This is a genomic window from Isoptericola croceus (genome assembly GCF_029382255.1).
GTDB classification, from domain to species: domain Bacteria; phylum Actinomycetota; class Actinomycetes; order Actinomycetales; family Cellulomonadaceae; genus Isoptericola; species Isoptericola croceus.
Genome location: NZ_JARLLG010000002.1, coordinates 411666 through 437933, shown reverse-complemented (window position 1 = coordinate 437933; position 26268 = coordinate 411666). Strand labels below are relative to the sequence as shown.

At 72.6% G+C, this 26268-nt stretch carries 22 protein-coding genes and 1 pseudogene; 8 read left to right on the top strand and 15 right to left on the bottom strand.

The annotated features are described in order from the left end of the window. Window positions 1-2: 2 nt before the first annotated feature. Genes cysN through PZC42_RS07870 form a run of 3 tightly spaced genes read right to left on the bottom strand, consistent with a single transcriptional unit; the run spans window position 3 to window position 3115 of the window. Complete coding sequence (cysN, locus tag PZC42_RS07880) at window positions 3-1313, bottom strand: sulfate adenylyltransferase subunit CysN (RefSeq protein ID WP_277209741.1); 1311 nt, start codon at window positions 1311-1313, stop codon at window positions 3-5. 3 nt (window positions 1314-1316) lie between these two features. Further along, window positions 1317-2219 (bottom strand): sulfate adenylyltransferase subunit CysD, encoded by a 903-nt coding sequence (cysD, locus tag PZC42_RS07875; protein WP_277209739.1) that lies wholly within the window; start codon window positions 2217-2219, stop codon window positions 1317-1319. After that, window positions 2216-3115: an inositol monophosphatase family protein gene (locus PZC42_RS07870; RefSeq protein WP_277209737.1), complete on the bottom strand. Its 900-nt coding sequence runs from the start codon at window positions 3113-3115 to the stop codon at window positions 2216-2218. Before PZC42_RS07870 ends, cysD begins: the two co-directional genes overlap by 4 nt. A gap of 174 nt (window positions 3116-3289) precedes the next feature. Between PZC42_RS07870 and PZC42_RS07865 the strand changes: the two genes are divergently transcribed. Further along, window positions 3290-4240, top strand: coding sequence for a sulfite exporter TauE/SafE family protein (locus PZC42_RS07865; RefSeq protein ID WP_277209735.1), 951 nt, complete (start codon window positions 3290-3292; stop codon window positions 4238-4240). Further along, window positions 4237-5460 (top strand): adenylyl-sulfate kinase, encoded by a 1224-nt coding sequence (gene cysC, locus PZC42_RS07860; protein ID WP_277209733.1) that lies wholly within the window; start codon window positions 4237-4239, stop codon window positions 5458-5460. Before PZC42_RS07865 ends, cysC begins: the two co-directional genes overlap by 4 nt. 16 nt (window positions 5461-5476) lie before the next feature. On the opposite strand, the gene PZC42_RS07855 is transcribed toward cysC, so the two are convergent. Together PZC42_RS07855 and PZC42_RS07850 are read right to left on the bottom strand one after the other, a co-directional pair. Next, entirely contained in the window at window positions 5477-6427 is a 951-nt protein-coding gene (locus PZC42_RS07855) for an ABC transporter ATP-binding protein (protein WP_308199830.1), read from the bottom strand. Then, the gene (locus PZC42_RS07850) at window positions 6420-7427 is read right to left on the bottom strand and encodes an ABC transporter permease (RefSeq protein ID WP_277209731.1); all 1008 of its coding nucleotides are present in this window, start codon (window positions 7425-7427) and stop codon (window positions 6420-6422) included. Before PZC42_RS07850 ends, PZC42_RS07855 begins: the two co-directional genes overlap by 8 nt. Window positions 7428-7568: 141 nt before the next feature. On the opposite strand from PZC42_RS07850, the gene PZC42_RS07845 reads away from it, so the two are divergent. Further along, the gene (locus PZC42_RS07845) at window positions 7569-8828 is read left to right on the top strand and encodes a CDP-glycerol glycerophosphotransferase family protein (RefSeq protein ID WP_277209729.1); all 1260 of its coding nucleotides are present in this window, start codon (window positions 7569-7571) and stop codon (window positions 8826-8828) included. Here PZC42_RS07845 and PZC42_RS07840 read toward each other — a convergent pair. Both PZC42_RS07840 and PZC42_RS22515 read right to left on the bottom strand, forming a co-directional pair. Beyond that, window positions 8818-10080: a CDP-glycerol glycerophosphotransferase family protein gene (locus PZC42_RS07840; RefSeq protein WP_277209727.1), complete on the bottom strand. Its 1263-nt coding sequence runs from the start codon at window positions 10078-10080 to the stop codon at window positions 8818-8820. The two genes, PZC42_RS07845 and PZC42_RS07840, sit on opposite strands and share 11 nt — an antisense overlap. An 18-nt stretch (window positions 10081-10098) precedes the next feature. Further along, window positions 10099-11568 carry a glycosyltransferase gene (locus tag PZC42_RS22515; RefSeq protein WP_277209725.1) on the bottom strand — a complete coding sequence of 490 codons (1470 nt, stop codon included), beginning with the start codon at window positions 11566-11568 and terminating at the stop codon, window positions 10099-10101. A gap of 112 nt (window positions 11569-11680) precedes the next feature. On the opposite strand from PZC42_RS22515, the gene PZC42_RS07830 reads away from it, so the two are divergent. Together PZC42_RS07830 and PZC42_RS07825 are read left to right on the top strand one after the other, a co-directional pair. After that, complete coding sequence (locus tag PZC42_RS07830; protein ID WP_277209723.1) at window positions 11681-12730, top strand: hypothetical protein; 1050 nt, start codon at window positions 11681-11683, stop codon at window positions 12728-12730. Then, the gene (locus tag PZC42_RS07825; RefSeq protein ID WP_277209721.1) at window positions 12727-13950 is read left to right on the top strand and encodes a DUF6716 putative glycosyltransferase; all 1224 of its coding nucleotides are present in this window, start codon (window positions 12727-12729) and stop codon (window positions 13948-13950) included. The genes PZC42_RS07830 and PZC42_RS07825 overlap by 4 nt, the downstream gene beginning before the upstream one ends. Before the next feature lie 91 nt (window positions 13951-14041). Here PZC42_RS07825 and PZC42_RS07820 read toward each other — a convergent pair whose 3' ends face one another. The 5 genes and pseudogenes from PZC42_RS07820 to PZC42_RS07800 form a co-directional block, all read right to left on the bottom strand. Further along, window positions 14042-15127 carry a glycosyltransferase family 2 protein gene (locus PZC42_RS07820; RefSeq protein WP_277209719.1) on the bottom strand — a complete coding sequence of 362 codons (1086 nt, stop codon included), beginning with the start codon at window positions 15125-15127 and terminating at the stop codon, window positions 14042-14044. Then, entirely contained in the window at window positions 15120-16589 is a 1470-nt protein-coding gene (locus tag PZC42_RS07815) for a polysialyltransferase family glycosyltransferase (protein ID WP_277209717.1), read from the bottom strand. The genes PZC42_RS07820 and PZC42_RS07815 overlap by 8 nt, the downstream gene beginning before the upstream one ends. After that, entirely contained in the window at window positions 16586-17557 is a 972-nt protein-coding gene (locus PZC42_RS07810; protein WP_277209715.1) for a glycosyltransferase family 2 protein, read from the bottom strand. Before PZC42_RS07810 ends, PZC42_RS07815 begins: the two co-directional genes overlap by 4 nt. A 53-nt stretch (window positions 17558-17610) precedes the next feature. Beyond that, entirely contained in the window at window positions 17611-18510 is a 900-nt protein-coding gene (locus PZC42_RS07805; RefSeq protein ID WP_277209997.1) for an N-acetylneuraminate synthase family protein, read from the bottom strand. A 63-nt stretch (window positions 18511-18573) separates the two neighbouring features. After that, window positions 18574-19734: pseudogene (locus tag PZC42_RS07800) on the bottom strand (cytidylyltransferase domain-containing protein); the annotation flags it as partial. 198 nt (window positions 19735-19932) lie between these two features. Between PZC42_RS07800 and PZC42_RS07795 the strand changes: the two are divergent. Both PZC42_RS07795 and PZC42_RS07790 read left to right on the top strand, forming a co-directional pair. Further along, the gene (locus PZC42_RS07795) at window positions 19933-20811 is read left to right on the top strand and encodes a hypothetical protein (RefSeq protein WP_277209713.1); all 879 of its coding nucleotides are present in this window, start codon (window positions 19933-19935) and stop codon (window positions 20809-20811) included. Beyond that, window positions 20808-21746 (top strand): hypothetical protein, encoded by a 939-nt coding sequence (locus PZC42_RS07790; protein WP_277209711.1) that lies wholly within the window; start codon window positions 20808-20810, stop codon window positions 21744-21746. The genes PZC42_RS07795 and PZC42_RS07790 overlap by 4 nt, the downstream gene beginning before the upstream one ends. Here the strand turns inward: PZC42_RS07790 and PZC42_RS07785 are convergent. Further along, entirely contained in the window at window positions 21698-22474 is a 777-nt protein-coding gene (locus PZC42_RS07785) for a hypothetical protein (RefSeq protein WP_277209709.1), read from the bottom strand. The two genes, PZC42_RS07790 and PZC42_RS07785, sit on opposite strands and share 49 nt — an antisense overlap. Before the next feature lie 79 nt (window positions 22475-22553). Here PZC42_RS07785 and manA point away from each other — a divergent pair, with 79 nt between their 5' ends. Further along, window positions 22554-23786 carry a mannose-6-phosphate isomerase, class I gene (gene manA, locus PZC42_RS07780; protein WP_277209707.1) on the top strand — a complete coding sequence of 411 codons (1233 nt, stop codon included), beginning with the start codon at window positions 22554-22556 and terminating at the stop codon, window positions 23784-23786. Window positions 23787-23890: 104 nt separating this feature from the next. Here manA and PZC42_RS07775 read toward each other — a convergent pair whose 3' ends face one another. Continuing rightward, complete coding sequence (locus PZC42_RS07775) at window positions 23891-24961, bottom strand: hypothetical protein (protein ID WP_277209705.1); 1071 nt, start codon at window positions 24959-24961, stop codon at window positions 23891-23893. Window positions 24962-25128: 167 nt separating this feature from the next. Continuing rightward, on the bottom strand, window positions 25129-26265 hold the full coding sequence (gene glf, locus PZC42_RS07770; RefSeq protein ID WP_277209703.1) for a UDP-galactopyranose mutase: 1137 nt from the start codon (window positions 26263-26265) through the stop codon (window positions 25129-25131). Window positions 26266-26268: the final 3 nt, after the last annotated feature.

The following is a 26268-nucleotide window of genomic DNA, read 5'->3' as shown; positions in this document are numbered from 1 at the left end:
CGTCAGGCGCTGTGCGGCAGGCCGCCGACCATGCCTGCGGCGACGGTCTTGTTCGTGGACTCGTCGACCAGGATGAACGACCCGGTCTCCGGGTTCTGCTGGTACGGGTCGACGAACAGCGGCTGGGTCACCCGGAGCTGGATGCGACCGATCTCGTTGAGCTTGATCTCGGTCGCGTCCTCGTCCCGGTGCAGGGTGTTGACGTCCACGCGGTAGTTGATGTTCTTGACCATGGCACGGGCCCAGCGCGTGGTGTGCTTGATCGCGTACTTCTTGCCGACCGTCAGCGGGGCCGACTCGTCCATCCAGCAGATCTGCGCGTCGATGTTCTGCAGCGAGGCCGGCGTGTTGTTGGGGCGCGCGATCATGTCACCGCGGGAGATGTCGATCTCGTCGGCGAGGCGCACCGTGACCGCCATGGGCGGGTAGGCCTCCTCGACCGGGCCGTCGGCGGTGTCGATCGACTCGATGGTCGTCTCCAGGCCGGCCGGCAGCGCGATGACGCGGTCGCCCGGCTTCATCACGCCTGAGGCGACGGTCCCCGCGTAGCCGCGGTAGTCGCGGGACTCGTGCGACTGGGGGCGAATCACATACTGCACGGGGAACCGGACGTCCACGAGGTTGCGGTCCGAGGCGACGTGCAGGCGTTCGAGGTGGCTCAGCAGCGGCGAGCCCTCGTACCACGGGGTGTTCTCGGAGCGGTTGACGACGTTGTCGCCCTCCAGCGCGGAGATCGGGATGAACGTCAGGTCCGGGACCCGCAGGCGCGAGGCGAACTCGGTGAAGTCCCGGCGGATGCTCTCGAAGACCTCCTCCGAGTAGTCCACGAGGTCCATCTTGTTGACGCAGACCACGATGTGCGGCACGCCGAGCAGCGTCGCGAGGAACGTGTGCCGTCGCGACTGCTCGATGACGCCCTTGCGCGCGTCCACCAGGATCAGCGCGACGTCCGCCGTCGAGGCACCCGTGACCATGTTTCGCGTGTACTGGGTGTGGCCCGGGGTGTCCGCGATGATGAACTTGCGCTTCGGTGTCGCGAAGTAGCGGTAGGCGACGTCGATCGTGATGCCCTGCTCACGCTCGGCCCGCAGGCCGTCGGTCAGCAGCGAGAGATCGGTGTAGTCGTTGCCGCGATCCTTGGAGACGCTCTCCACGGAGTCCAGCTGGTCCTCGAAGATCGTCTTCGAGTCGAACAGCAGGCGGCCGATGAGGGTCGACTTGCCGTCGTCGACCGACCCCGCCGTGGCGAAGCGCAGGAGGTCGGTCGAGCCGCTGGTCAGGGCCTCGGCCAGGTTTTCAGTCGTGGTGCTCATGGCTTAGAAGTAGCCCTCTCGCTTGCGGTCCTCCATGGCGGCCTCGCTCACCTTGTCGTCGCCACGCGTGGCGCCGCGCTCGGTGATGCGCACCGCCGCGGTCTCCTCGACGATGGCGGTCAAGGTCGAGGCGTCGGACTCGACGGCGGCCGTCAGGTTGGCGTCGCCGACCGTGCGGTAGCGCACCGAGCGACGCTCTGACGTCTCGCCTTCCTTGAGCGGCGTGAACTCGTTGACGGCGAACAGCATGCCGCCGCGGTCCACGACCTCCCGCTCCCGGGCGAGGTACAGGTCCGGGATGTCGATGTCCTCCGCGGCGATGTAGGACCAGATGTCCAGCTCGGTCCAGTTGGACAGCGGGAAGACACGGATCGACTCGCCCTGGTGGACCCGGCCGTTGTACAGGCTCCAGATCTCCGGGCGCTGGTTCTTGGGGTCCCACTGACCGAAGTCGTCACGGAACGAGAAGACGCGCTCCTTGGCCCGTGCCTTCTCCTCGTCGCGGCGGCCGCCACCGAACGCCGCGTCGAAGCCGTGCTTCTCCACGGCCTCCAGCAGCACCGGCGTCTGGATCCGGTTCCGGGAGCCGTTCGGCTCCTCCTTCACCAGGCCGCGGTCGATCGCGTCCTGCACGGAGGCGACGACGAGCTGGACGCCGAGCCGCTCGACCCACCGGTCACGGCAGTCCAGCACGGTCTGGAAGTTCAGCCCGGTGTCGACGTGCATGATCGGGAACGGGATGCGCGCGGGGGCGAAGGCCTTGGCCGCCAGGTGCAGCATGACGATCGAGTCCTTGCCGCCGGAGAACAGCAGCACGGGCCGCTGCATCTCGGCGACCACCTCACGGATGATGTGGATGCTCTCCGCCTCGAGGCTGCGGAGCTGGCTCAGGACGTGAGACGTCACGACTGGGCACCTTCCTTGATCGCCACGCCGACCTGCTGGAGCGCCGCACGCAGGTGCGCGGCCAGGGCCGGGTGGCAGACGAACAGATCGGGGAGCCAGGGGTCCTGGCGGTTGTACTCGAGCGGGGTCCCGTCGAGCCTCGTGCAGTCGTACCCGGCGGCGAGCGCTACCGCGACCGGCGCCGCGGAGTCCCACTCGTACTGGCCACCGCCGTGCACGTAGGCATCGACACTACCGTCCACGGCGGAGACCACCTTCACCCCCGCCGAGCCCATGGGCACCAGCTCGACGTCGTCGCGCTCGGCGAGCTCGGCGACGAACGCCGGAGGGCGGCTACGGCTCGCGGCGATGCGCAGCGGCCGCTCCCCCGCCAGCACGGCGCGGGCGTCAGCCTCTCGCTCCGCGGCCGCCGACGGCGCACCGGTCGCGTGCACGACGTCGCGGGCGGGCAGGGCCACGGCGCCAGCAGCCAGCCCACCGGGGCCGACCGTGCCGCCGTCGGCCCCACGGACCCACAGGGCGACGTGGACGGCGAAGTCGTCGCGCCACTCCCCCGGACCCTCCGCGCCGTCGGTCAGGCGCTCGGCGAACTCTCGGGTGCCGTCCAGCGGGTCGATGATCCAGACACGGTCGGCACCCGTCCGCGCGGCGTCGTCCTTGGCCTCCTCCGACAGGACGGCGTCGCCGGGCCGTGCGTGCGCGAGCGCCGCGGCCAGCCACGACTGGGCGGCAGCGTCGCCCGCGTCCTTGAGCCGGCGCGGGTCGAAGGTGCCACCGGCGGCGTCGACCTCGGCGCGCAGGGCGAGCAGCACGGCCCCCGCGCCCTCGGCCAGCGCGGCAGCGAGTATGGCGTCGTCGAGCACCGGTTCGGGGTAGACCGGGGTGGTCGTGGACATCGAGCTCCTTGACGTCTCGGGAGATGGCGCACCGCGGCCCTGGGACGCCGCTGAGGCTACCATTCCCACCATGCCTGCCACCTGGAGCACCCGACGGCCGAGACGCACGCGCCGCGTGGTCCTCTCGGGCTGTCCGCGCGCCCGCACGGCGCGGGACGGTGGCGGCGACCAGGCATGATCGACATCGATCCCGGTCTGATCGTCGGAGGTCTGCTCGTCGGCTTCATCGTCGGCCTGACAGGGATGGGCGGCGGCGCGCTCATGACACCGATGCTGATCTTCGTCTTCCGCATCGACCCGCTCGTCGCCGTCTCCAGCGACATCGTCGCGAGCCTCTTCATGAAGCCCGCCGGGGCGATCGTCCACCTGCGCCGCAGGACGGTCAACCTCCAGCTCGTCCTGTGGCTGTGCGTCGGTTCGGTGCCGGCCGCGTTCTGCGGGGTGTTCCTCATCCGGGCGCTGCCCTTCGGCGACTCCCTCGACGAGGCGCTGCAGGTCGTCCTCGGCGTCGCCCTGCTGCTCGCGGCGACCATGCTCGTCGTCCGCGCCACGCTCGGCATGGTGCAGCATCGTCGGGCGCTCGGCGAGGGGCCGGCGCGCCCCTCGAACGCCGAGGTCGTGGTGCGCAAGGCGCCCACAGTGCTTCTCGGTGCCGTCGCCGGCCTCCTGGTCGGGATGACGTCGGTGGGCTCGGGCTCCATCATCATCGTCGCGCTGCTGATGCTCTACCCCGCGCTCAAGGCGTCGAACCTGGTCGGCACGGACCTCGTGCAGGCCGTCCCTCTGGTGGCCGCTGCCTCCCTCGGCCACCTGCTCTACGGCGAGTTCTCCCTCGACCTCACCACGTCCCTGCTGCTCGGCGCGATCCCCGGCGCCTGGTTCGGCGCCCAGGTCTCCAGCCGCGCTCCCGGCGGGCTCATCCGCCGCGCGCTGGCGATCCTGCTCCTCGCCTCTGGTCTCAAGCTGCTCGGGGCGCCGGTCGCGGTCGTCGCCGCTGCCGCCGTCGCGGCCCTCGTGCTCGGCAACCTCGCCTGGGTGGTCGTGCGCGAGCAGCTCAGGAAGCGCCCGCCCCCGCCGCCCGCCGCGGCGGTCACCGTCACGAAGGACAGCACCGAGAACCCATGAACCTGCCGACCTCCACTCACGTCCTCACCCCCGACGAGCTCGACCTGCTCGAGCTCCACCTCGGCGGTGGCACCGCGACGATGGACCTCCCGGGTCTGCCGGACGGCCCCGTCACCCTGACCGACGCGGAGAACACCCCGCTCGCCGTCCGGGACGCCACCGGGACGGCGACCGGCGTCAAGCCCTTGGCCGGTGCCGCCGGCCCGCACTGGGACCCCACGCTGCGTCGCACGGCCCACGACGTCCACGACGCGGTACGCCGCGCCGTCGGCCCGGACGCCGACGTCCTCGCACTCGTCGTCGACGAACCACCCACCCTCGACGAGCTGGCCGCCCTGGGCGACGTCACCGCCGGCGCCGCGACGGTCCTCGTGCTCGCACCGGCCGCCCGTCGCCCTCCGGCGCCCGGCACGCTCGGCGGCCCTGGGCTCGCCCGCGCCGCCACCGTGGTGCGCGACGCCGTGCTCGACGGCGGCGCGCCACGCGTGATCGCCGCCGTCGTCCCGTGGGCGCCCGACGCCGGGCTCGCCTGGGAGGACGTCGCGGCGCGCTACGGCGCGGACCGGATCGTCCGGCTCGCCGACCGCCGGACGCCGGCGACGCGCGAGCGCCTGGCCCGCCTCGCGACGCTGTGGGACGACGAGGTCGCCGCGCTGTACCCCGGACCGGTGGCGCGCGAGGTGAGCCGTGCCGCGCACGGCGCCCGGCAGGAGGGCACGGTCGTGTTCTTCACCGGCCTGTCCGGCTCGGGCAAGTCCACCGTCGCGCGCGCCCTGGCCGCCGAGCTCGACGACGAAGGCCTCCACACCACGCTGCTCGACGGCGATGAAGTGCGGCAGCACCTGTCCAAGGGGCTCGGGTTCGACAAGGCCTCGCGCGAGCTGAACGTCGAACGGATCGGCTACGTGGCCTCCCTCGTCGCGTACCACGGCGGGATCGCCGTCGCGGCGCCGATCGCGCCGTTCGCCAGCGGCCGCGCCCGCGTGCGCGAGCACGCCGAGGCCGCCGGACGCTTCGTGCTGGTGCACGTCTCGACGCCGCTGGAGGTGTGCGAGGCCCGCGACCGCAAGGGGCTCTACGCCAAGGCGCGTGCCGGGGAGATCCCCGAGTTCACCGGGATCTCCTCGCCGTACGAGGAGCCGGACGACGCCGACCTGGTCGTCGACACGTCGGTGACGTCCGTCGAGGACGCCGTGGCGCAGGTGCGCGCGATCCTCTGAGCGACCGGCGCCGTCCTCAGTCCTTCTCGTTGCGCTTGCGCCGCCTGCCGCCCGCGCGGCCGCCTGACCGGGCCTGGCGGTGCGCCCGGACGAACTGACGGTAGGCCGCGGTGACCTCCTCGACGGGGCCGTCCATGACGACCTTGCCCCGGTGCATCCACAGCACACGCGTGCACATCGCCTCGATCGTGGAGATCGAGTGGCTCACCAGGAACACGGTCCCCGCCTGCTGGCGGACCTCCTCGATCCGCGCCTTGGAGCGTGCCTTGAACGCGGCGTCGCCCGTGGCCAGCGCCTCGTCCACCATGAGGATGTCCGGGATCGCGGCCGAGCTGATCGCGAACCGCAGGCGGGCCGCCATGCCGGAGGAGTACGTCTTCATCGGCAGGTCGACGAAGCTGCCGATGTCGGCGAACTCCACGACCTCGTCGAACTTCTCGTCCACCTGCTTCGGCGTCATGCCCAGTGCGAGGCCGCCGATCTCGATGTTCTTGCTACCGGTCATCTGCGGCATGAGCGCCGCGTTCACGCCGAGCAGGGCGGGCTCGCCGTCGACGTAGACCGACCCGGAGTGCGGCGGGATCAGGCCGGTGATCGCACGCAGCAGCGTCGACTTGCCGGACCCGTTGACGCCGACGATCCCGATGGACTCGCCGTGCCGTGCGGTGAAGGACACCCCGCGCACGGCGTGGACCTCGCTCACCGCCCCGACGTGCTGTCGCCCGGCACCGAGCAGGCGCTTGACGACGCTGCGCTTGACCGGAGCGGGATCCTTGACCGGCGCTCCCGAACGCTTCGCACGTGCGTGCTGCTTGCCACCGAACACGCGGAAGACGATGTGCAGGTCGTCCACGACGAGACAGGGAGTACCCAGCGGGATGTTCTCGGCGTGCTCGCCGGCGTCGTCGTCCTCGAGCTCCATGTCGAAGTCGAGGTCGGCGTCGGCCTCGCTCACGTCGTCAGTCACGTCCGTACCTCTCTTCGCCACGCCAGAAGATGATGAAGCCCACCACGAAGAAGAAGATCGCCCACACGACACCGAGGATCCACATGACCGGATCCTGGACGAACGCATCCTCCTCCATCAGCGACGAACGCCCCAGATAGAGGTAGACGGCGATCGGCTGGTAGGTGAGCACCGGCTCCAGCCAGACCTGCACGGACTCCGGCAGCCTGCCGACGTAGTGCGCCAGCGGGAAGATCACGCCCGAGCCGTACATCGCGAAGCGCAGGACGAACGAGATGATGTTGTCCAGGTCGGGCGTGATGGCCACGGCGCGCGCCATGATGAAGGCCAGCCCCATGTTGAAGACCCACATCAGCGCGACCGCCGGGAGGAGGAGCAGCCACTGCCAGGTGATGTACACGGGGTCGTAGTCCGCCAGCAGGCCCGAGGCGAGCACGATGAGCCCCATCACGACCAGCGCGGGCAGGAGCGTCGCGAGGTGCGACACGACGTTGGAGATCGGCAGCACCGCGCGGGGGAAGTGCAGCGAACGGATCAGGTTCGTCCGCTTGTTGATCGACTGCGCCCCGCCGTTGACGGACTGCTCGACGAACCGGAACAGGAAGACACCGATCACGATGAACGCGATCGTGTTCTCGACCCCACGGCTCGTCCGGAGGATCAGCCCGAAGATGATCACGTAGACCGCAGCGTTCAGCACCGGGTTGAGGATCGCCCAGAGCTGCCCGAGGTAGGTGTTCTGGTTCTTGGCGTACGCGGTCGCCGTGCCGAGCACTCGGATGAAGGCCCATCGGGACGCGACGTCCTTGACGTACGACCACAACGGCGGTCGGACGCCCATCTTTGTCAGGCCGTGCTGCTCGGCCAGAGCGCGACGCTCCGCGGCAGTGGTACCGGGAACGATCGGTGGCGGTGGTTCCGGCAGGGGCGGCCGTTCGGCGCCGCGGCCTGGGGTCCCGCGGTCACCCGAGGTGGCGCTCGTGGTGGAGTCGGTGGTCACGGACTTTGCATACCTGTCTTCTGGAGTACGGCAGAGTGCCTTCCGGCCCGTCGATCCTACCGTGGCCAGCGGACACGGTGACCTGCCCGAACGTGAAATACTCGGCGTGCCGCCGGCCTCTGCCCACTCAGGAAGGTAAGGATGTCCCACGTCAGCTTGCCGCGTCGTTCGATCACCGATCGCGGCCGCGCCCGTGTCGGCCAGTTCCTGCTCCGGGTGGGGAACGTGGCCAACCGCCTCGTCCGGCAGTCGGTGGTCGGCGAGCCGCCGCTCTTCGACCCTGAGCTCGAGGAGCTGCCCCGCTACCCCGTGGTGGCCTACTTCGCCGACCCGCCCGAGCTCGGCTACCAGATCCAGCAGTGGCTTCCGGTCCTCGAGCAGGTCGCGCAGCACCGCCCGCTGGCGATCGTGACCCGGAACTGGGCGACGACGACGATGCTGCGCGCCTCCACCAGCCTCCCGGTGCTCTTCACGCGCAAGCTCGACGGGCTGCGTCGCATCTACGACCAGGTCGACACCAAGACGATCATCTACGTCAACAACGGCATGCGGAACTTCCAGTCGCTCATCTACCAACGGGCGCTGCACGTGCATGTCAACCACGGCGAGTCCGACAAGATCTCGATGGTCTCCAATCAGGCGAAGGCCTACGACCACGTCGTCGTGGCCGGCCAGGCCGCCGTCGAGCGGCACCGTCGCGCCCTGATCAATTTCGACCACGACAACCTCGTGGTGTGCGGGCGGCCCCAGCTGGACCTGGAGGTCGCTCCGCTCCTCTCCCCCGTCGACGGGCGGCGCACCGTGCTCTACGCGCCGACGTGGTCCGGGGAGGACGAGGCCAACAACTACACGTCCCTCGACCGCTACGGGGTGGAGATCGTCCGGGCTCTCGTGGCACGCGACGACGTCCGCGTCGTCTACAAGCCGCACCCCCGGGTGTTCACGACCGACGACAGGCCCGTGGCGGCCGCCCACGCCGCAATCAAGCGGCTCCTCGCGGAGCAGGGCCCTGTGGCCGGCCACGCCATGCCCTTCGAGGAGAACATCCTCGGCCTGTTCGACGACGTCGACCTGCTTGTCACCGACATCTCGTCGGTCGGTCTCGACTTCCTGTACCTCCGGCCCGAGGCACCGATCGTGCTCACCGACCGACGCACGGACCGCGAGCGGCTGCTCGCCGAGGCGCCGCTCGCCGCCGCCGTGGACATCATCGACGGCGGAACGGCCGGGGACCTGGCGAGGCTCCTGGCGGCGAACCTCGCCAACGACCCGCTGCGCGGGGATCGGGCCCGGATGCGCGACCACTACTTCGGCTTCGCCCGGGGTGAGAGCAGCCGCCGCTTCCTGGACTTCGTCGTCGGGTGCACGGACCGCCGAGACGCCCTGCTCCTCAGCGACTGAGCTCGCGCTCGATGCGGGCGACCTCGCGGTCCCGGACGGCCATGAGTTCCTCGCACGCGGCGACGAAACGGCTCGTCGCCGCCCCCGGGGACGTGTCGCCGAGGTAGTGCTCGCGCAACCGCAGACGCTCCTCGCGCGTCGTGTCGTCGTGCAGTTCCCGGTCGACGATCTCAAGAAGCTGCCCGAGTGCCTCGACGGACAGCGCGGGCGCCAGCTCGAGCAGCGGGCTCGTGGCGATCACCGCCTCGCCGGCGGGCCGGGTGACGACGATCGGCGCCCCCGTCGCGAGCCAGTCCATCGCGACGCCGGAGACGTCGCACACGAGCAGGTCTGCGGCCGCGAACGCCGGACCGACGTCGCGGTGGGTGTCGGTCGCGTGGGGGCTGCCCGACGCCGGAGCGGGCGCCCCGTCCAGATACTCCCGGATCGCCGCGTCGGCGTCGCCGTACGCGGCGTCGCGCACCCCGGTCAGCGGGTGCGGGCGGTACACCACGCGGTAGCGTCCCGACTCGACGAGGGTGCGGACGAGCCGCAGCCCGTGGGTGGCCACCGACCCGTACTCGGCGGACGGCTGGCCGCCCTCCCACGTCGGCGCGTAGAGGACGGTCGGTACCGTGCCGCGCTGCGTCTCGGCCCGCAGCCGCAGCTGCCCGTCGAGCTGCGGGCGACCGACCGGCACGCAGCGCGCGCGGGCGTCGTACAGCGTGCTGAAGCGCGCCATCCGCTCGACGGCTGCCTGCCCCGCGACGAACGAGAAGTCGTAGGCCTTGGTCTGGTTCGACACCGTCACGACCTTGTCGCTGTCGCCGTGCATCAGCGAGGCGTGCACCAGGCTGCCGAACCGCAGGCAGGTGAAGTTCTCAGGGTTGTGGTTCACGTAGAGCGCCAGCTTGGTCGTCGAGCGTTTCAGGACGTCGTCGAGCGTCGTGTAGTGCGCCACCGTGCGGACGGCCAGCCCGGAGTCGCGGCGCACCGCCGCAGCGGTCCGCGAGTCGCGGGTCACGACGACGACGGGATGCGTCTCGTCGAGCGCTCTCAGCGTCTCGTACCACTGTTCGAGCTGGTACAGGGCCTCAGGGGTGTCGGCGAAGTAGACGAGCACCTCGTACGGCCAGGACCTGCCGAGCAGCGCCGCGTCCTCGCCGCGACTGTCCGGGGTACCGGCGGGAAGCAGGCCGAGCCGGCGGATCAGCCGTCCGCCGAGGGACCTGATCCGTCGACGGAACGTGGCACCGCGAGGTGTGGCGGGCATGGGACTCCTGGGCTCGGGTCAGCGGGGGGCGCGGCGCAGCATACCGGCCGCACGGCGAGCCAGGCTCGTCGTCGCCGGCGTCTCGGAGGCAGGCTCCGGACGGCGCCTGACGACGTCGGCGAGAAGGTCGGCCCACTGGTTCACGACGGCCGGGGCGGCGTACTTCTGCGCCGTCGCCATCGCGGCACGTCGCATGCCCTCCATGGCGGTGTCGTCAAGCGTGACGAACCGTTCGATCGCGGCGGCCAGAGCGTCGATGTCACCCGAGGGGACGAGGAACCCGTCCACCCCGTCCGTGATGATGTCCCCCGGTCCGTACCGGATGTCGTAGGCGATCGGGACGCAACCCCGCGCCATCGCCTCCGCGAAGACGAGCGGGAGCCCCTCGGCGCGGCTGGTGAGCACCAGAAAGGAGGCGTCGGCGAGCCGGTCGGCGGCGCCGCGGACGAAGCCGTGCATCGTCGCGCCCGGAATCTTGGCAGCAACCCTCTCCAGCTTCTCGCGGTCGGGGCCGTCCCCGTAGATGTCGAGGGTGATGCCGAGGCCGGTCCGGGCGGCCGCCCGCTGCACGCCGCGGAGGGCGTGCGGGACGCGCTTGCGCCCGTTGAGACTCGCAAGCATGGCGCCAGCCAGGCGGTCGGGCCGCGTCGGCGCGGTCCCCGCCGGCAGCTCGGTGCTGTTGGGGATGACGTACGTGTTCTCGCGTGGCCCGACGCGCTCCAGCACGTCGCGTCGCTGGCCCTCGGTGAGGAACACGATCGCGTCGAAGTCGTCGATGTGCTCGATGAGCGGCGCCCGGGTCCGCGCGAGCGGACCGTGCGGGTCGGTCGCCCGAGCGGTCAGGTGGGCGCCGTGCACGAGCTGCGCCGTGTAGATGTTCGGGCGCCGCAGCGAGGCGAAGAACTTCGTCAACGACTTGCTGTCGACGATCAGGTACGCGGGCTCGTCCGCGAGCACGTGGTCGATCCACTTGCGGTACACCGCCCAGACGGAGGTCCACGAGCGCCCCTCGCGCCCGTCGCGGGTGTACAGCGTGACCTGTCGTCCGGCGAGCCGCCGTTCGTCGACGGCCGCGAGCGTGCCGTCACGGCGGAAGTGCAGCTCCCGCAGGGAGTCGCCCTGGTCGTCCTCCTCGACCCGCACGAGCTCTCCGGGGGTACCTCGCGGCCGGACCGCCGGGGCGGCGCCGGGCTGGGGCCCGACCCGCTCGTCGGACAGCGCGCGGATGTCCTCCCAGACGTTGCGCAGCGTGACGCCGGGCACCAGCTCGCCCCGCTCCAGGAGCCTGGCCTGCGTCTCCTCGACGTCGAGGGTGGCGGAGAAGGTCAGGATCTGGACCGGCACCCCCGCCTCCTCGACGAAGGTTCGGGAGCGGCGCAGCAGCGCCGACGTCATGCCACCGTAGTCCGACGGGATCGACCAGGTAGCGGCGGCGTGACTTCCCTGCGGGAACGTGGTGTCCGTGCGGCGTCCGGAGGTTCTGGGCACCGCTCCATCGTAGTGGCGGGTGCACCCCGGCGTCACACGCTCGACCTGCGTGTTCACCCAGGCTCAACCCGCTGGCCACCGCACCGTCGCTCCTCCGTGCTTCCCTGAGGACGTGAGCGCACTGGTCGAGTCCCCGCTACAGCTGCTGTGCGCCGTCGAGGCGTACGCCGCGGGGCACGTCACACCGTCCGCCGGGTCGCGCACCGAGATCGTGGCGCGCTCCGACGTCGCCACGCTCGCCACCACCGTCGGTGCCGTCCGCGACCTCGGGCTGCCCGACGGTCTCGACGTCACCGCGGGGCCGGCGAGCCGGACGCTCGGCCGCGACGCCGTCCACCTGGTCGGTGACCCGTTCTCGGGTGTCCTCCAGACCGCGCTGGCCCGCGGGAACACGTCCGGCCGGATGGTGGTCGTCGACGACGGCCTGGCGACGCTCGACGTGGCCCGGCGACTCGTCGACGGCGAGCCGATGGTGCGACTGTCCAGCCCCCCGGGCCCTCTGCGGTACGCCCTGGGCGCGGCGACCACGCGTCGGCTGCGCCGACTGGCCCGGTCCGGGCGCCTGACGTGGTGCACGATGCTCCCCCTCGACGAGGACCTCACCGACGGGCTGGCCGCTCTCGGCGTCGAGGTCGTGGAGCACTCCTTCGGCTGGCTCGCCTCCCGCGAGGCCGACCTGGCCCCGCACGAGGCGATCGACGAGCCCACCGTGGTGGTCGGCTCCGGCCTGGTCGCCGACGGGCTCGTGCACGCCGACCAGTACGCCGCCTGGCTGACCGGACTCGCCGCCGACGGCCCGGTCCGCTACATCCCGCACCGCCGCCACGACCCGCTCGTCACCGCTCTGTTCGAGCGGCTGCCGGGCGTCCGGGTCGATGCTCCGGGCGCCCCGGTGGAGATCCGGCTGCGCCGCCTCGGCCCCGAGCAGCGCGTCGTGTCCCTGCCGTCCACCTCCGCCGTGACTCTCACCCGGCTGCTCACCCCGCGCGGGGTCGGTGTGCTGCCGCAGGACGTGCCCGACTCCTGGTGGACCGCGCGCGCCACCCCGGCCCTGCGCGAGCATCTCGGCCTCGCCGCGGACCTCGCACGGTCGGCGGACGCGCGCCACCCCGGTGGGCAGCCCGCCCGCCGCTCGGAGCGGCGTACCCGCTCCGTCGCATGACCGACGCGCGGGTCCTCGCGGTCGCCGACGCCGACTCCTACCTCAAGTGGGCGGCATGGAGCCTCGCCCGCCTGCGGGACGACGGCGGAGCCCCGGCCGTCGAGCCGGCTCTCGTGACCCTCCGGTCCCCGCTGGCGCCGACACCGCAGCAGGCGAGGGCCGCCGTCGCCGGGACCGGCCTTCCCGTCCCTCCGGTCCTGTCTCCCGGGGCGTTGATCCGGCTGGTGCGCACCCACCCGCCCGACGTGGTGCTGGTCGCCGCGACCGGGCCGGTGGCCGAGCTCGTGGCACGCCGCGTGCTGAGCGCCACCCGGCCCGGCCGACGCCCGGCCCTGATCACCGGGCTGCCCGGCATGGCCCTGCCCGCGACGCAGCACGGCACCGGATGGCGACGCTGGGCCGACGCGTTCGTGGTGCACGGCCGCCGTGAGGCCGGCCCCTACCGCACGGCGTTCGCGCGGCACGCCAGCGCCCCGCAGATCGTGCTGTCCCGGCTGCCGTTCCTCGACGCAGCAGCCGTTCACCCGGCCGGGGCGCCGCCGTGGGGCACCTCGCCGCGGCCTGCCCCCGGTGTCCCGCACCGCGTGGTCCTGGCGGCCCAGGCGAAGGTGCCTGCGACCCGCGACGACCGTGTCCGGCTCCTCGACGACCTCGCGCGGCTCACCGACGACGGCCTCGAGGTCACCGTCAAGCTGCGGGCGCGTGCCGGCGAACGCCAGACGCACAACGAGCCCTACCCGCTCGACGCCCTGTGGACCGCCGAGCACCAGCGGCTCGGTCGGTCCGCCGACGCGGTGAGCTTCGCCGTCGGGCCGATGGCCGACCACCTCACCCCCGGCACCGCGCTGCTCACCGTCAGCTCGACGGCCGGGCTCGAGTCGCTCGCGCGCGGGCTGCCCACGGTCTTCCTCACCGACTTCGGCGTGGGCGCCGCGCAGCTCAACGAGGCCTACGTGGGGTCCGGCTGTCTGCGCCGGCTCGACGAGGTCGCCGCGACCCTGCGGGCCGGTGGCCCGAGGCCGGAGCCCGCCTGGTGCGAGGACGGCTACCTGCACGACGGTGACGAGCTGGGAGCGGCCGTGCGCGAGCTCGCCGAGCGCGCCCGCGCCGGGACGCTCGAACCGCGTCCCGCCGTCGTGCCCTGGTCATGGCCGCGGCACCTCTGGTCCGCCGCGCGCTCCACCCTGCCCACCACCCTCTCTGCGCGCCTCACCCGCTAACCCCTCCGCCCCTGTTGCCGAGCAGGAGGTTGGTCCCGCTGACAAGCCCGAATGCGGGACCAACCTCCTGCTCGGCACCCCGGGGTGGGGGTTAGGCGCGGTGGTCGGTTGCGGCCTTCGGTGTCAGGCCACGGACGAACCCCGCGCCCCAGCACGTGTGCATCACGACCAGCAGCACCGGCAGCGTCAGTGCCGCACGCCACCGCAGCGCGGGGCGCCGCGACGCCGCGTGGCCCGCGGCGACCAGCACGCCGAGCACGTAGGCGCTGGGCACGGCCAGGCCTGCGCAGAGCACGAGCGACGAGCCCAGCGCCGCCCCGCACAGCGTCAGCACAGCCGACATGGCCAGCCCCAGCACCAGCGCAGGCGGCGCGAGGTAGCGCAGACCGGCCGTGGACGGGTCGCGTCGGACGACCTCGCGACGCCACATCCCCGTACGCCAGAACTGCTTCGCGACCGCCCGCAGCGTCCGACGCGGGCGGTACTCCACCACCAGCGACGGGTCGAACCACAGCAGGCCGCCGGCCCGTCGCAGCCGCAGGCACAGGTCCCAGTCCTCCGCCCGGAACAGCGTGGGGTCGTAGCCACCCACGGCCTGCACGGCCGTGCGACGGAACGCCCCGAGGTAGACCGTCTCCGCCGGGCCGGCGCGGCCACCGGTGTGGAACGACACCGGGCCGATGCCGGCGGGATGGCTCATCGCGCGGGCCGCCGCCTCCTGGACCGCGCCGCGGCCCAAGGGGGCCATCACACCGCCCACGCCCACCGCGCCGGTGGTCCGCAGCAGCTCGACGCAGCGCCGCACGTAGTCGGGCGGCAGCTCCGTGTGGCCGTCCACACGCACCACGACGGCGTGGTCCACCGACCCCGGCGCCCCGGCCGCGTGCTCGATCGCCAAGTTCAGGCCGATCGACCGCGAACCCGTTGGGTTGTCCACGACCGTGATCCGGTCGTCCTCGGCGGCGAGCCTCGCGGCGATCGACGCCGTGGCGTCGTGCGACGGCCCCACGGCGAGCACTAGACGCAGGTCGCCGTCGTGCTCCTGCGCCAGCACCGACCGGACCGCCCCGGCCAGGTAGGCCTCCTCGTCCCGCACGCACGCGACGACGGTCACCCCGCACACCGGCGGGAGGTCTGCCGCGAGACGCAGCGTGCCCGTCTCGTCGGGCTCAGCCATCCATCTCACCCTTCACCGAGCCGACGGCGGCCCGCAGGTCGTCTCCCGCCCCGGCGTAGCGGCGCTTCACGAGCCGCCGCAGCCGACCGCCCAGCACCCGCCGGTCCACGGCGTCGACCAGGGCGATCACGCGGGCGGAGCGCCAGCGCGGCACCGGCAGCCCGCCCGGCAGCCCGAGCGCGGTGAGCCGCTTGCGACGGAACCACAACCGCAGGCTCGCGTCGTCCAGCTCGCGCAGCAGGCCCGCCGTCTCGTCCCGGAAGCGGGCCAGCAGCTGCGGCTGCTGGCAGTACGACACGGCACGGACCAGCCGTTGCATGGCTGCAGGATCCTGCCACCGTCCGTCCGACCGCCCGAGCGCGTCGACGACGACGGCGGGCACCCGGTTGGAGTTCGGGTACGGCTCGAGGCGGTCGAGCAGCATCCGGGTGCCGACGTTCTGCGTCGGTACGTCGTACAGGGCGCGAGCCGTGGCGAGCGCCGTCGAGAAGCAGGAGACCACCAGTCCCGGTGCCGACTCGCCGTACAGCGACTCGGCCAGCACCGCGGCCGGGGCCACCTCGAGCTCCACCCCCAGGGTGCGCGCGTGCTCGACCAGCTCAGCGGTGCCCTGACGAGGTGCCGACGGGTGCGGTTTGAGCAGCACCCGCGTGAACCCGCGGTCGGCGGCGGCCTGCACCATGCGGCGGTGCAGCGCCGCCTCCTCGTCCTGTGTGACGAGGCCGATCGCCGCCAGGTACTGGCCCAGCAGCAGGGCGTACGAGCCGGCGTCGGGCAGCCGTTCGGCCAGGGTGCGCGGCACGACGGCGGCGTGCCCGTTCGTCGGCCCCTCCCGCTCCGCGCGGGCGACGTCCGCCGCGACGGCCTGCTCGGTGAGCGCACCGACCACCTTGCGGAACGACTCGGCGGGGACCACCGCGCCCGGGACGTCCCACTCGGCGAGCAGCGTCGGGCGCACACCGGGCAGCAGGTCCAGGTGCAGCAGCCGCTCCACCCGCCCGCCGACCTCGTGGCGCAGGTCGAAGCGCGTCGGGCCGTAGACCATCAGGCCGTCCGCGTACACGCTGACGGCCGCCGAGGCGAAGATCGCCACCAGCGCGCCGGTCGGCGGGGTGGCCAGCGACTCCCCCACGACCTCCAGCGGACCGTCACCCAGGTCCCATCGCTCGCGCAGCAGCAGCTCCCACAACGGGGCGTCCACCGGCCGCGGCTTCCACTCCTTGGGGTGGTGCGGGGTGACCACGTCGTTCCAGGCGACGACGTCGTCGAACCGGTCCGCGAGCGCCGCGAAGGCGGGTCCCGCGGTGAAGTCGTCGGTGCACTCGGGGGCCGGCACGTTGTGCTGGACCACCAGGACGGTGCGGTCGCGGCGGGGCAGGACGCCGGCGTCCCACGCCGCGGCCACCGTGGCGGCGCCGAACAACGTCGAGGCGGTCACCACCTGCGTCGTCACGTGACTCACAGCGACACCCCCTGCTTGCGGACGGTCCGCACCCGCTCCGGGCCGAGCGCCGCGACCTGCTGCGCGACGACCCGCTCGTCGAAGCGCCCGAGCACCTGCCGGGCCCGGACCGTCAGGGGCTTCCAGACGTCGGCCGGGTAGGCGCTGCGGCGGGCGGCGTGGTGGTGCAGCACGGCGAGGACGTCGCGCAGCACCTTCGGTTCGTACTGCGGCAGGTCGTCCCGGCGCAGACGGTCCAGCACGGTGTCGTAGGCCTCGAGGAAACCCAGCTGGCGGGCGTCCCCGACGTCGGTGAGCGAACCCGGCACCGCCCGGCGGTACACGTACCCCGGCGCGTCCACCACGGCGTACCGCTCGGTGCCCAGGAAGAGTCGCCAGGCCCACTCCCGGTCCTCCGCCGTCGGAAGCTGCTCGTCGAAGGCGGCCAGACCGCCGTCGACCACCCGGCGCGAGAGGAACCGGGAGGAGACCTGCACGTAGTTGACCATCGTGGACCGCGAGGTGGGCAGGATCCCGGTGCGGGGGTCGAGCGGCACGTGCCGTCGCGGCTCGGGCGCGCGCACCCGGCGTCGGTCGTTGCCGTACGCCTGCACCTGGTCGCACACGAGGAAGTCGACGTCGTACCGCTCGGCGGCGGCGAGCATCGCGGCCAGGTGACCGGGGTAGTACCAGTCGTCCGGGTCCAGGAACGTCACCCACCGGCCGCGCGACTCCCGGATGCCCCGGTTGCGGGCGGCCGACACCCCCTGCGGGGTGCGGTGGTGCACCCAGCGCAGGGCCGGCAGCCGGGAGGAGGCCTCCTCCAGGACTGCGAGCGTGTCGTCGGCCGACCCGTCGTCGACGACGACCACCTCCAGCTCGCACAGGTCGAGGTCCTGGCGCTGCAGGCTGCCGAGGGCGTCGGGCAGGTGCCCGCCGGCGTCCCGGGCGGGGACGACGACGGACACCTGCGGTCGTGTGACGGTCATGCGGTCCTGTCCTTCGCGGTGCGTCGGGCGTGGTGGCGCCTGCTCGGGCCTGCTCAGGCGTCGACGCGGCGCAGGCGCGACATCGGGGAGAGCTCGCCCGGCATGACCCGCTTCTCACCGTCGCCCAGCGCGTCCTGCAGGATGCGGATGTCGCGCACCAGGTTGGTCAGGCCCTTCGGCTCGAGCGACGCCGCGTGGTCCGAGCCCCACATCGCGCGGTCGAGGGTGATGTGCCGCTCCACGGCGACCGCGCCGAGCGCGACGGCGGCCAGCGAGATCTGCAGACCGGTCTCGTGCCCGGAGTAGCCGACGGGCACGCCGTACCGCTCGCGCAGCGTCTCGATCGTGCGCAGGTTGGCCTCCTCGGGAGGCAGCGGGTAGGTCGAGGTGGAGTGCAGGACGACCAGGCCGTCGGTGCCCAGGATCTCCACGGCCGCGTCGATCTGCTCGAGGGTGGACATGCCGGTCGACAGGATGAGCGGCTTGCCCGTGTCGGCGAGCGCCCGCAGCAGCTCGTGGTCGGTGACGGACGCCGAGGCGATCTTGTGCGTGGGCACCCCGAACTCCTCGAGGAACCCGACCGAGGGCACGTCCCACGGCGAGGCGAACCACTGGATGCCCTGCGCCTTGGCGTACTGGTCGATCTCGGAGTACTGCTCGTGCTCGAACTCGACCTTGTACTTGTACTCCAGGTAGGTCATCTCGCCCCAGGGCGTCTGGCGGATCTTGTCCCGCTGGTCCTTCGGGGTGGAGATCTCCGGGGTGCGCTTCTGGAACTTCACGGCCTGGCAGCCCGCGGCCACCGCGACGTCGATCAGCTGCTTGGCGATCTCGACGTCACCGTTGTGGTTGATGCCGATCTCCCCGATCACGTACACGGGCTCGCCGGCGCCCACGGCGTGCTCGCCGATCTGGACGTGCTGGGCCGCGGGGGCGGTGGAGGTGGCGGTCATGACGGGGTCCTTCCGATGGGTGGTGATGCGGTCGCAGATCTCGCGGACGGCACCGTGGCCGCCTCGCGCTTCGGTGACGACCCGCGCGGCGGCGAGCACGTCGGGGTGGGCGTCGGCGACGGCCACGGGCCAGCCGACGACGCGCAGGGCAGGGAGGTCGTTGACGTCGTTGCCGACGTAGGCGACCCGGTCGGGGTCGAGCCGGTTCGCGGCGCACCAGTCGCGCAGGGCCGTCTCCTTGTCGTCGATGCCCTGCAGGACGTCGACGCCGAGCTTGCGGGCCCGGGCGGTCACGACCGGGTTGGTCTCCTTGGACAGGATGAGCAGCGGGATGCCGGCGGCGCGCAGGAGCCCGACCCCGAGGCCGTCCCCGCGGTGGACACGCACCTGCTCGATCCCGTCCTGGGAGACGTAGACGCCGTCGTCGGTGTGCACGCCGTCGAAGTCGGTGACAAGCGCATCCACATCCACCACCTCTGCCGAACGTCCGGGTTCGGCACGGTTTCGCCCGTCGAACCGTGTCGAACCCGGACGTTCGGCGCCGGCGGGCTGGTCCTGCAGGGTGCGGGCGAGCCACAGGTCGCGGGGGTCGTCGATCTCCACGGCCCACTCCGGGGCGACCGGCTGCAGGCCGACGGACCCGAAGAACCGCGTGCCGTGCTCCCGCAGCCCCGCGGTGCGCATGACGTAGAACGCGCCCGTCTCGCGGTAGTGCGGCGCCCGGTCCTGGCGGCGAGGCCGGTGGTCGGTGGTGTGACCGACCGGGACGGGCCCGCCAGCGTCCACGCGCCACTGGAAGTCGTGGGTCGGCGCGACGGCGACGACGACGTCGTGGCGACCGTCGAGCACCTGGCGCACCGCGCCGTCGAGGTCGGCCGGGTCCACGAACGGGCTGGTCGCCTGCAGCAGCACGGTGACGGCGGGAGCCGGGACACCCTCGGCAGCGAGAGCGTCGAGGACGTGCAGCACCGCCGACTCGGAGCTGGCGGTCGCGCCCGCCAGGTCGGCGGGACGCTCGATCACCCGGGCGCCGTGCGTGGTGGCCTCCCGCGCGATCTCGGCGTGGTCGGTCGAGACGACGACGTCGGTCACCGCCGGCGCAGCGGCCGCCGAACGCACCGCGCGGGCTACCAGGGAGCTCCCCCCGACCCGCTGCAGGTTCTTCAGGGGCACGCCGGCCGACCCGCCACGGGCGGGGACCACGACGAGCACGGATTCGTTCATGGCGGCGACACTATGAGCCCAAGAAGACGTGGTCGGCCATTTCCAGGAAACTGTCGAGGAACATCCCGTGACCCGATGGTGAACACTTTCTCTTTTCCGTCGCGCATTGTGCTCGTGCGCCATGAAGATGTCACTTCCGAGGCGCTGAGGGGACTACCGTTCCCCTCGTCCAGCAATTGGCGAGAAGGAGCACGACAGATGTCCGAGGCGATACCGCCGGTGGCCGTCCACCTCGGCACGCACCGGCCCACGGTGCGGGCCGTGCGAGCGTGGTGCGGTCAGCACCGCAGCACGCTCACGGCGCACGGGGTCACCCCCAGGACCTCCTGGTCCGCGCTGCGCGAGGCCGTGCCAGGCCTCGACTGGCGGTCGGACAGGGGTCGCGACCGGCTGCGCACGCACCTCACGGCCGACGGCCCGGTGCTGTTCTCCTCCTCCGCACCCCTCGGACCCGCCTACCTGCCCCGCGGGGGCGCCCTGTACCCGCACGCCGACGCCGGTGTCGACGCGCTCGCGGCAGCACTCACCGGCACCCCGTGGAGCGTCCAGCTGTCCCTGGCCGCGCACGCCGATGTCGTGACCGCCGCCTGGGTGGCCGCCGTCCGGCACGGCCACCTGACCGACCTCGACACGTTCTGGCGAGAGCTCGAGGACCCGTCCTGGGTCCCCCTCGTCCAGCGGCTCGTCGCCGCCGTCGGTGCCGACCGGGTCAGCGTGCACGACGCCACCACCGTGCGCACCGCACCCGACCCCGCGCACGCGACCGCCGCCGTCGGGCGCTCCGTCCTGGAGGCGGCGCTGCCCCCGCTGACCCACGGCGCGGGCTCGCTGCCGCTCACGGACGTCGCCGGTGTGCGTGAGGCGCACTGGAGCGCGCGCCAGATCGAGGTGGCGCTCACCGCGCTGCCGCACCTGCGCTCCCACGACGAGCGCCGGGCGCTGCAGAAGTTCGTCGACCGGCAGGTGGACGACGGCGGCACGCCCGCCCAACCCCTGACCCCCGCCCGGGAGGCCGAGCTCGCCGAGCGCGACCTCGCCGACCTGGCCCGGCTGCGCGACCTGGTGGAGATCCGATGAACCTCGCCCAGCGCGTGCGGCAGGCCGTCGCCGCCCGCCGTCCCCTGCCGGCCGGCCGACAGGTGGTGCTGCACCTCGGCTCGCAGAAGACCGGCACCACCGCCGTGCAGTCGTGGTGCCGTGAGCACACCGCCGAGCTGACCGCCGCCGGAGTCGTCGCCCGCACCACGCAGCCCGAGATCCGTGCCGCGCTGGACGGCTGGTACGACGTCGCCCGGCCGGGCGCCGACGACCTGCTGCGCACGTTCCTGGAGTCCGCCTGGCGCACCACCCGGGCGGCCGGGCTGTTCTACTCCTGCGAGTCCAACACCGGGCCCGCGTTCGCTCCCGGCATCGCTGACCTGTACCCGCGGATCACGGAGAACCTCGCCGGGATCGCCCGCGCCACCGCCGGCGTCCCCCGGCACGTGCAGTTCACCGTGCGCGGGTACGCCGGCTTCCTCGAGTCCGCCTACCAGCAGCAGCTCAAGCACGGCAAGGTCGTCCGGTTCGACGAGCTGGCCGGACGTGTCGGGGCGACGATGTCGTGGCGCGGGGTCGTGGAGGAGATCGTGCGCACCTTCGGTGCCGAGCACGTCACCGTCTACGACTACGACCGCGACCGGACAGGCACCCTGCCGCTCGTCGGTCAGATCCTCACCGACGCGCTCGAGCGGCTCGGAGCCCCCGGCATCGAGGTCGGCAGCGAGACGTCACGGCGCAGCAACACGCGCTACACGCAGCGCATGGCCGAGCTCTCCCTCGACGTGCTGCCCCTGCTGCAGGGGGCGGACGAGCGCGCGAGCTTCCACCGGTTCGTCACCGACGCGCTCGGCCGCCACCCCGCACCGGGCGACGTCCCGGCGTCGTTCCTGGACGCCGCCGGGGCCGCCGCCCTGACCGAGCGCTACGCCGAGGACCTGGCGTGGATCGGCTCGCTGGTGGAGCTGCGATGACCGTCCTCGTAGCCGAAGACCTCCGTGAGCAGCCGCTCGCGGGCGGCCACCCGCCGGCGGGCGTCGGCGGGCACCTCGAAGCCGCCGGCGTCGTCGAGCCGCCGGCTCGTGTTCAGCCGACGCTGGGCACGCAGGGCCTCCAGCGCGGCCTGCCGCGACGGGCGCCACGCCAGGTCCTCGCGCAGCACCAGCGCCTCCAGGTCCTCGGTGAGCGACTCGTTGCGCAGCACCACGTCGACCACGCTGTTGCGCCGGTACCGGGCCACGAAGTCCTCCGGCGACGTGGCGCGGCGGATCCAGCGCAACGGCCGCGGGCTCGACAGCCGGGCGACACGGAAGGACAGCAGCCCCGTGTGGGGCGCGACGCCGGAGCGCAGGTAGCTGCGAGGGTTGAGCGCCGGGGCGTACGCCGGATCGAGCACGATGTCGAGCCAGCGGTCGAACCCCTCCGCGGTGCCGTCGTACAGGTGCCCCAGGCCCGCCTCGCGGACCGTGCCCGACAGGCCCCCCTTGCCCTGACAGCCGTAGGAGTACAGGGACAGGTACGTGTCCAGGGGGTCGCGCACCGAGATGACGTGGACCCGGCCCGACGGCGGCCGGTCCTCGAGCTCGACGTGCTTGCGGAACGCCACCTCGTCGTCGTCCAGGAAATCACGCAAGAAGTGCGAGACGTAGGTCGAGCCGGACTTCTCGACGTCGAGATAGGCCAAGGAATGGAAGGCGTGCACGAATTCTCCGGTCGGTCGAGGCGCGATGATCGAGCGCCGAGTGAATCACACCCACCTGCGGAAAGTCGATGAAATGCCGATGAACACCTCACCAACAACGGCGGTCGACCTGGCGGCCCCTCACCTGATCGAGAACACTGTCCAGCCTTATGACTGGGGATCCCACGAGCACATCCAGAACCTGCTCGGCCTGCCACGCGACGGCCGGCCCGCCGCCGAGCTGTGGCTGGGGGCGCACCCCTCCGCGCCGTCGCGCCTGGGCACCGGCGCCTCCCTGGCCGACCTGGTCGCGGCAACGCCGGTCGAGGTGCTGGGACGCCGGGTCACGGACCGCTTCGGCCCGCGCCTGCCCTACCTGCTGAAGGTCCTCGCCGCGCGGCGGGCACTGTCGCTGCAGGTGCACCCCCGACCGCACGCGGCGCGGGCGGGCTACCACCGCGAGGCACGGGCCGGACTGCCCGCCGGGGCGGCGCACCGGTCGTTCCACGACACCGAGCACAAGCCGGAGATGCTCGTCGCCCTGACGCCGTTCGAGGGCCTGGCCGGGTTCCGCAGCCCGCGCGCCGTCATCGAGCTGATCGACGGTCTGCAGGGCGGGCTCGTCGCCCGGATCCGAGAGGCGCTGGAGGGCACCCGGTCCTCGGCCGGGCTGCGCTCCGCCCTGGAGCTCCTGGTCGCCGCGCGCGGCGCTCCCGGCTGCGCGCAGGACGTGGCGGCGACCGTCGCGTCGGTGCGGGCCCGGGCCGCGGAGGGTTCGCCGTCGGCCCGCGCGGACGCAACCGTGCTGCAGCTCGCTGCCGAGCACCCCGGCGACCCCGGCGCCGTGGCGTCGTTGCTGCTCAACCGGGTGTCGCTGGAGCCGGGCGAGGCGATGTTCATCCCCGCCGGCGAGGTGCACGCGTACCTCTCCGGTCTGGGCGTGGAGATCATGGCTGCCTCCGACAACGTGCTGCGGGCCGGCCTGACGACCAAGCACGTCGACGCCGACGCGCTCGTCGAGTGTGCGGCGTTCGCCCCGCGCCCACCAGCGCGACCGGACACGGTCGTGGCCGGGTCGGAGAGCCTGGTGACGAGCTACCGGGCGCCGGTCTCCGAGTTCGCGCTCATGACGGCCGACGTGCATCCGGCCGAGCCGGTGGCACTCGCCCCGGACGGCCCGCGGATCGTGCTGGTGCTCGACGGCTCGGTACGGCTGCTCACGGCGACCGGCGAGGTCGATCTGCGCCGCGGCGAGTCGTGCCTGGTCCCGGACGCCGCCGGGCCGGTGACCGCCGACGGCGCCGCCCACCTCGTCTGCGCCTGGGTCCCCTAACCCCCGCCGCTGCCGCTGCCGCTGCCGCTGCCGCTGCCGAACAGGATGTTGGGCCCGCATTGCCCGCGCAATCCGGGACCAAGCTCCTGTTCGGCGCGCCTTGGTTAGTCGAGGAAGGCGCGCACGCGCTGGCCGACGACGCCGTCGCGCACGTGTCGCGCATCGAACCGGAGCACGTCGACCCCCGCCACCTGTGCGAACGCGTTGTCGCGGTCCCGATCCCGCCGGCCACCGTCCGGGCCGCCCTCGTGCCAGGCGAGTCCGTCCATCTCCACCACCAGGAGCCGCCCTCCGCGGCGGCGCCAGACCATGTCGGCGATGCCCAGCACCCGTCCGTCGGCGAGTATCGGATGCTGCAGGACGTCCGGCGGCACCCCCAGCTCGATGCACTGCCAGCGCCCGAACGACTCGAGCGGCGACTCCGCGCGAGGGTCGGCCCAGCCCCAGAGGACGTGCCGAGCGGCCACACCACGCCGACCCCGTGCGTGGTCGTGCGCCGCGACGAGACCGGGGCGGTCGACCAGCTCCAGCCGGAGCGCCGAGTCCAGCACAGCCAGGCCGTTCCCGCAGGGCAGCTCGGGCACGGCCTGGGCGAGCGCCCACGGCACGGAGGCGATCCTGCGCGCACCGGTCCGAGGGTCGACGAACGGGACCGCCGTCATGCCGTCGTCGAACTGCCGCAGCCGGATCCCTGGTCGGTGAGGGCGTCGCGCACCGTGCGGCAACGCAACCTCGGGCACCAGCGAGGCCGGGAGCCCTTCGACCCCGTGCAGTGCCAGAGCACTCGTGCCGACCGCGATCGACTCGGGTCCGTGCGCCAGCAGGCCGGTCCACGCGGCACGTCGACGGCGGTGGTCGTAGACGAGGTCCGCGTCGGAGCGAGAGCGTCGGGCAGTCCGCCATGCTGTGAGGGACCTCGGCCGCGTGGCCTCGCCGCGGCGCGCGAGCGTCACAGCAGGTCGTGACGGGATGTCCGCCGGGGTGCGCTCGCGCGGAGCCACCGGGATCGTGTCGACGACTCCTCGTGTCACCGCTCGCCAGTGGCTCGAGCGGACGAGACGGGATCTCCGCGACGAGCCGACGCCGTGGCTCTCGCACTGCTCGGCGCTGAGCAGACCCTCCTGCGCCTCGGCGACAGCGAGCAGGGACGGCGGCACGGGGGCGAAGGTTCGCATGGGTCCACGTGAGCAGACCACCGGGGACGCTCGCCGCGCCGTCATGCCCCCCGGTGGACCGTCACCCCCTGTGGACGGCCTCCGCCGCTGCCGCTGCCGAACAGGAGGTTGGTCCCGGATTGCGCGTGCAATGCGGGACCAACCTCCTGTTCGGCGCGGAAGGGGGGTCAGGTGAGGTGGTTGTCGACCATGGAGAGGGCTGCGCCGATGGCCATGTGCATGTCTAGGTACTGGTACGTGCCCAGGCGGCCGCCGAAGTGCACCTGCGGCTCACCGCCCGTCAGCTGGCGGTACCGCTTCAGGCGCGCGCGGTCCTCGGGGGTGTTCACCGGGTAGTACGGCTCGTCCTCGCGCGCGGCGAACCGCGAGAACTCCCGCATGATCACGGTCTTGTCGCTGGGGTAGTCCCGCTCCGGGTGGAAGTGCCGGAACTCGTGGATCCTCGTGTACGGCACCTCGGCGTCGGCGTAGTTCATGACCGTCGTGCCCTGGAAGTCGCCGACGTCGAGCACCTCCTGCTCGAAGTCCAGCGTGCGCCACGACAGCTCGCCCTCGGCGTAGTCGAAGTAGCGGTCCACGGGACCGGTGTAGACCACCGGCACCTGCCCCACCACGGCGTCCTTGTGCACGGGCTGCGAGGCGTCGAAGAAGTCGACACCGAGCCGCACCTCGATGTTCGGGTGGTCCGCCATCCGCTCCAACCAGGCCGTGTACCCGTCCACCGGCAGGCCCTCGTACCGGTCCGAGAAGTAGCGGTTGTCGTAGGTGTACCGCACCGGCAGCCGCGAGATGACCGACGCCGGCAGCTCACGCGGGTCGGTCTGCCACTGCTTGGCCGTGTAGTCGCGGATGAACGCCTCGTACAGCGGCCGCCCGATGAGGCGGACGCCCTGCTCGTCGAGGTTCTCCGGCTCGGCGTCCCCCAGCTCGGCGGCCTGCTCGCGGATCAGCGCGCGCGCCGCCTCGGGCCCGTGCGCCGACCGGAAGAACTGGTTGATGGTGCCCAGGTTGATCGGCATGGGGTACACCTCGCCCCGGTGGGTGGTGTACACGCGGTGCTGGTAGCCCGTGAAGTCGGTGAACCGGTTGGCGTACTCCCACACGCGCTCGTTCGAGGTGTGGAAGAGGTGTGCCCCGTAGCGGTGCACCTCGATACCGGTGGTCGGCTCGTCCTCGGAGTACGCGTTGCCCCCGAGGTGGTCACGGCGGTCGATCATCAGCACGCGGCGCCCGGCGGCGGCCATCCGCTCGGCCACGGTGAGACCGAAGAACCCGGTCCCGACGACGACGAGGTCGGCGTTCATGGT

Coding starts and splice junctions, on each gene's coding strand:
- cysN (WP_277209741.1), bottom strand. CDS start 1,313: ATGAGCACCACGACTGAAAACCTGGCCGAGGCCCTGACCAGCGGCTCG.
- PZC42_RS07870 (WP_277209737.1), bottom strand. CDS start 3,115: ATGTCCACGACCACCCCGGTCTACCCCGAACCGGTGCTCGACGACGCC.
- PZC42_RS07865 (WP_277209735.1), top strand. CDS start 3,290: ATGATCGACATCGATCCCGGTCTGATCGTCGGAGGTCTGCTCGTCGGC.
- cysC (WP_277209733.1), top strand. CDS start 4,237: ATGAACCTGCCGACCTCCACTCACGTCCTCACCCCCGACGAGCTCGAC.
- PZC42_RS07845 (WP_277209729.1), top strand. CDS start 7,569: ATGTCCCACGTCAGCTTGCCGCGTCGTTCGATCACCGATCGCGGCCGC.
- PZC42_RS07840 (WP_277209727.1), bottom strand. CDS start 10,080: ATGCCCGCCACACCTCGCGGTGCCACGTTCCGTCGACGGATCAGGTCC.
- PZC42_RS07825 (WP_277209721.1), top strand. CDS start 12,727: ATGACCGACGCGCGGGTCCTCGCGGTCGCCGACGCCGACTCCTACCTC.
- PZC42_RS07820 (WP_277209719.1), bottom strand. CDS start 15,127: ATGGCTGAGCCCGACGAGACGGGCACGCTGCGTCTCGCGGCAGACCTC.
- PZC42_RS07810 (WP_277209715.1), bottom strand. CDS start 17,557: ATGACCGTCACACGACCGCAGGTGTCCGTCGTCGTCCCCGCCCGGGAC.
- PZC42_RS07805 (WP_277209997.1), bottom strand. CDS start 18,510: ATGACCGCCACCTCCACCGCCCCCGCGGCCCAGCACGTCCAGATCGGC.
- PZC42_RS07795 (WP_277209713.1), top strand. CDS start 19,933: ATGTCCGAGGCGATACCGCCGGTGGCCGTCCACCTCGGCACGCACCGG.
- PZC42_RS07790 (WP_277209711.1), top strand. CDS start 20,808: ATGAACCTCGCCCAGCGCGTGCGGCAGGCCGTCGCCGCCCGCCGTCCC.
- manA (WP_277209707.1), top strand. CDS start 22,554: ATGAACACCTCACCAACAACGGCGGTCGACCTGGCGGCCCCTCACCTG.
- PZC42_RS07775 (WP_277209705.1), bottom strand. CDS start 24,961: ATGCGAACCTTCGCCCCCGTGCCGCCGTCCCTGCTCGCTGTCGCCGAG.
- glf (WP_277209703.1), bottom strand. CDS start 26,265: ATGAACGCCGACCTCGTCGTCGTCGGGACCGGGTTCTTCGGTCTCACC.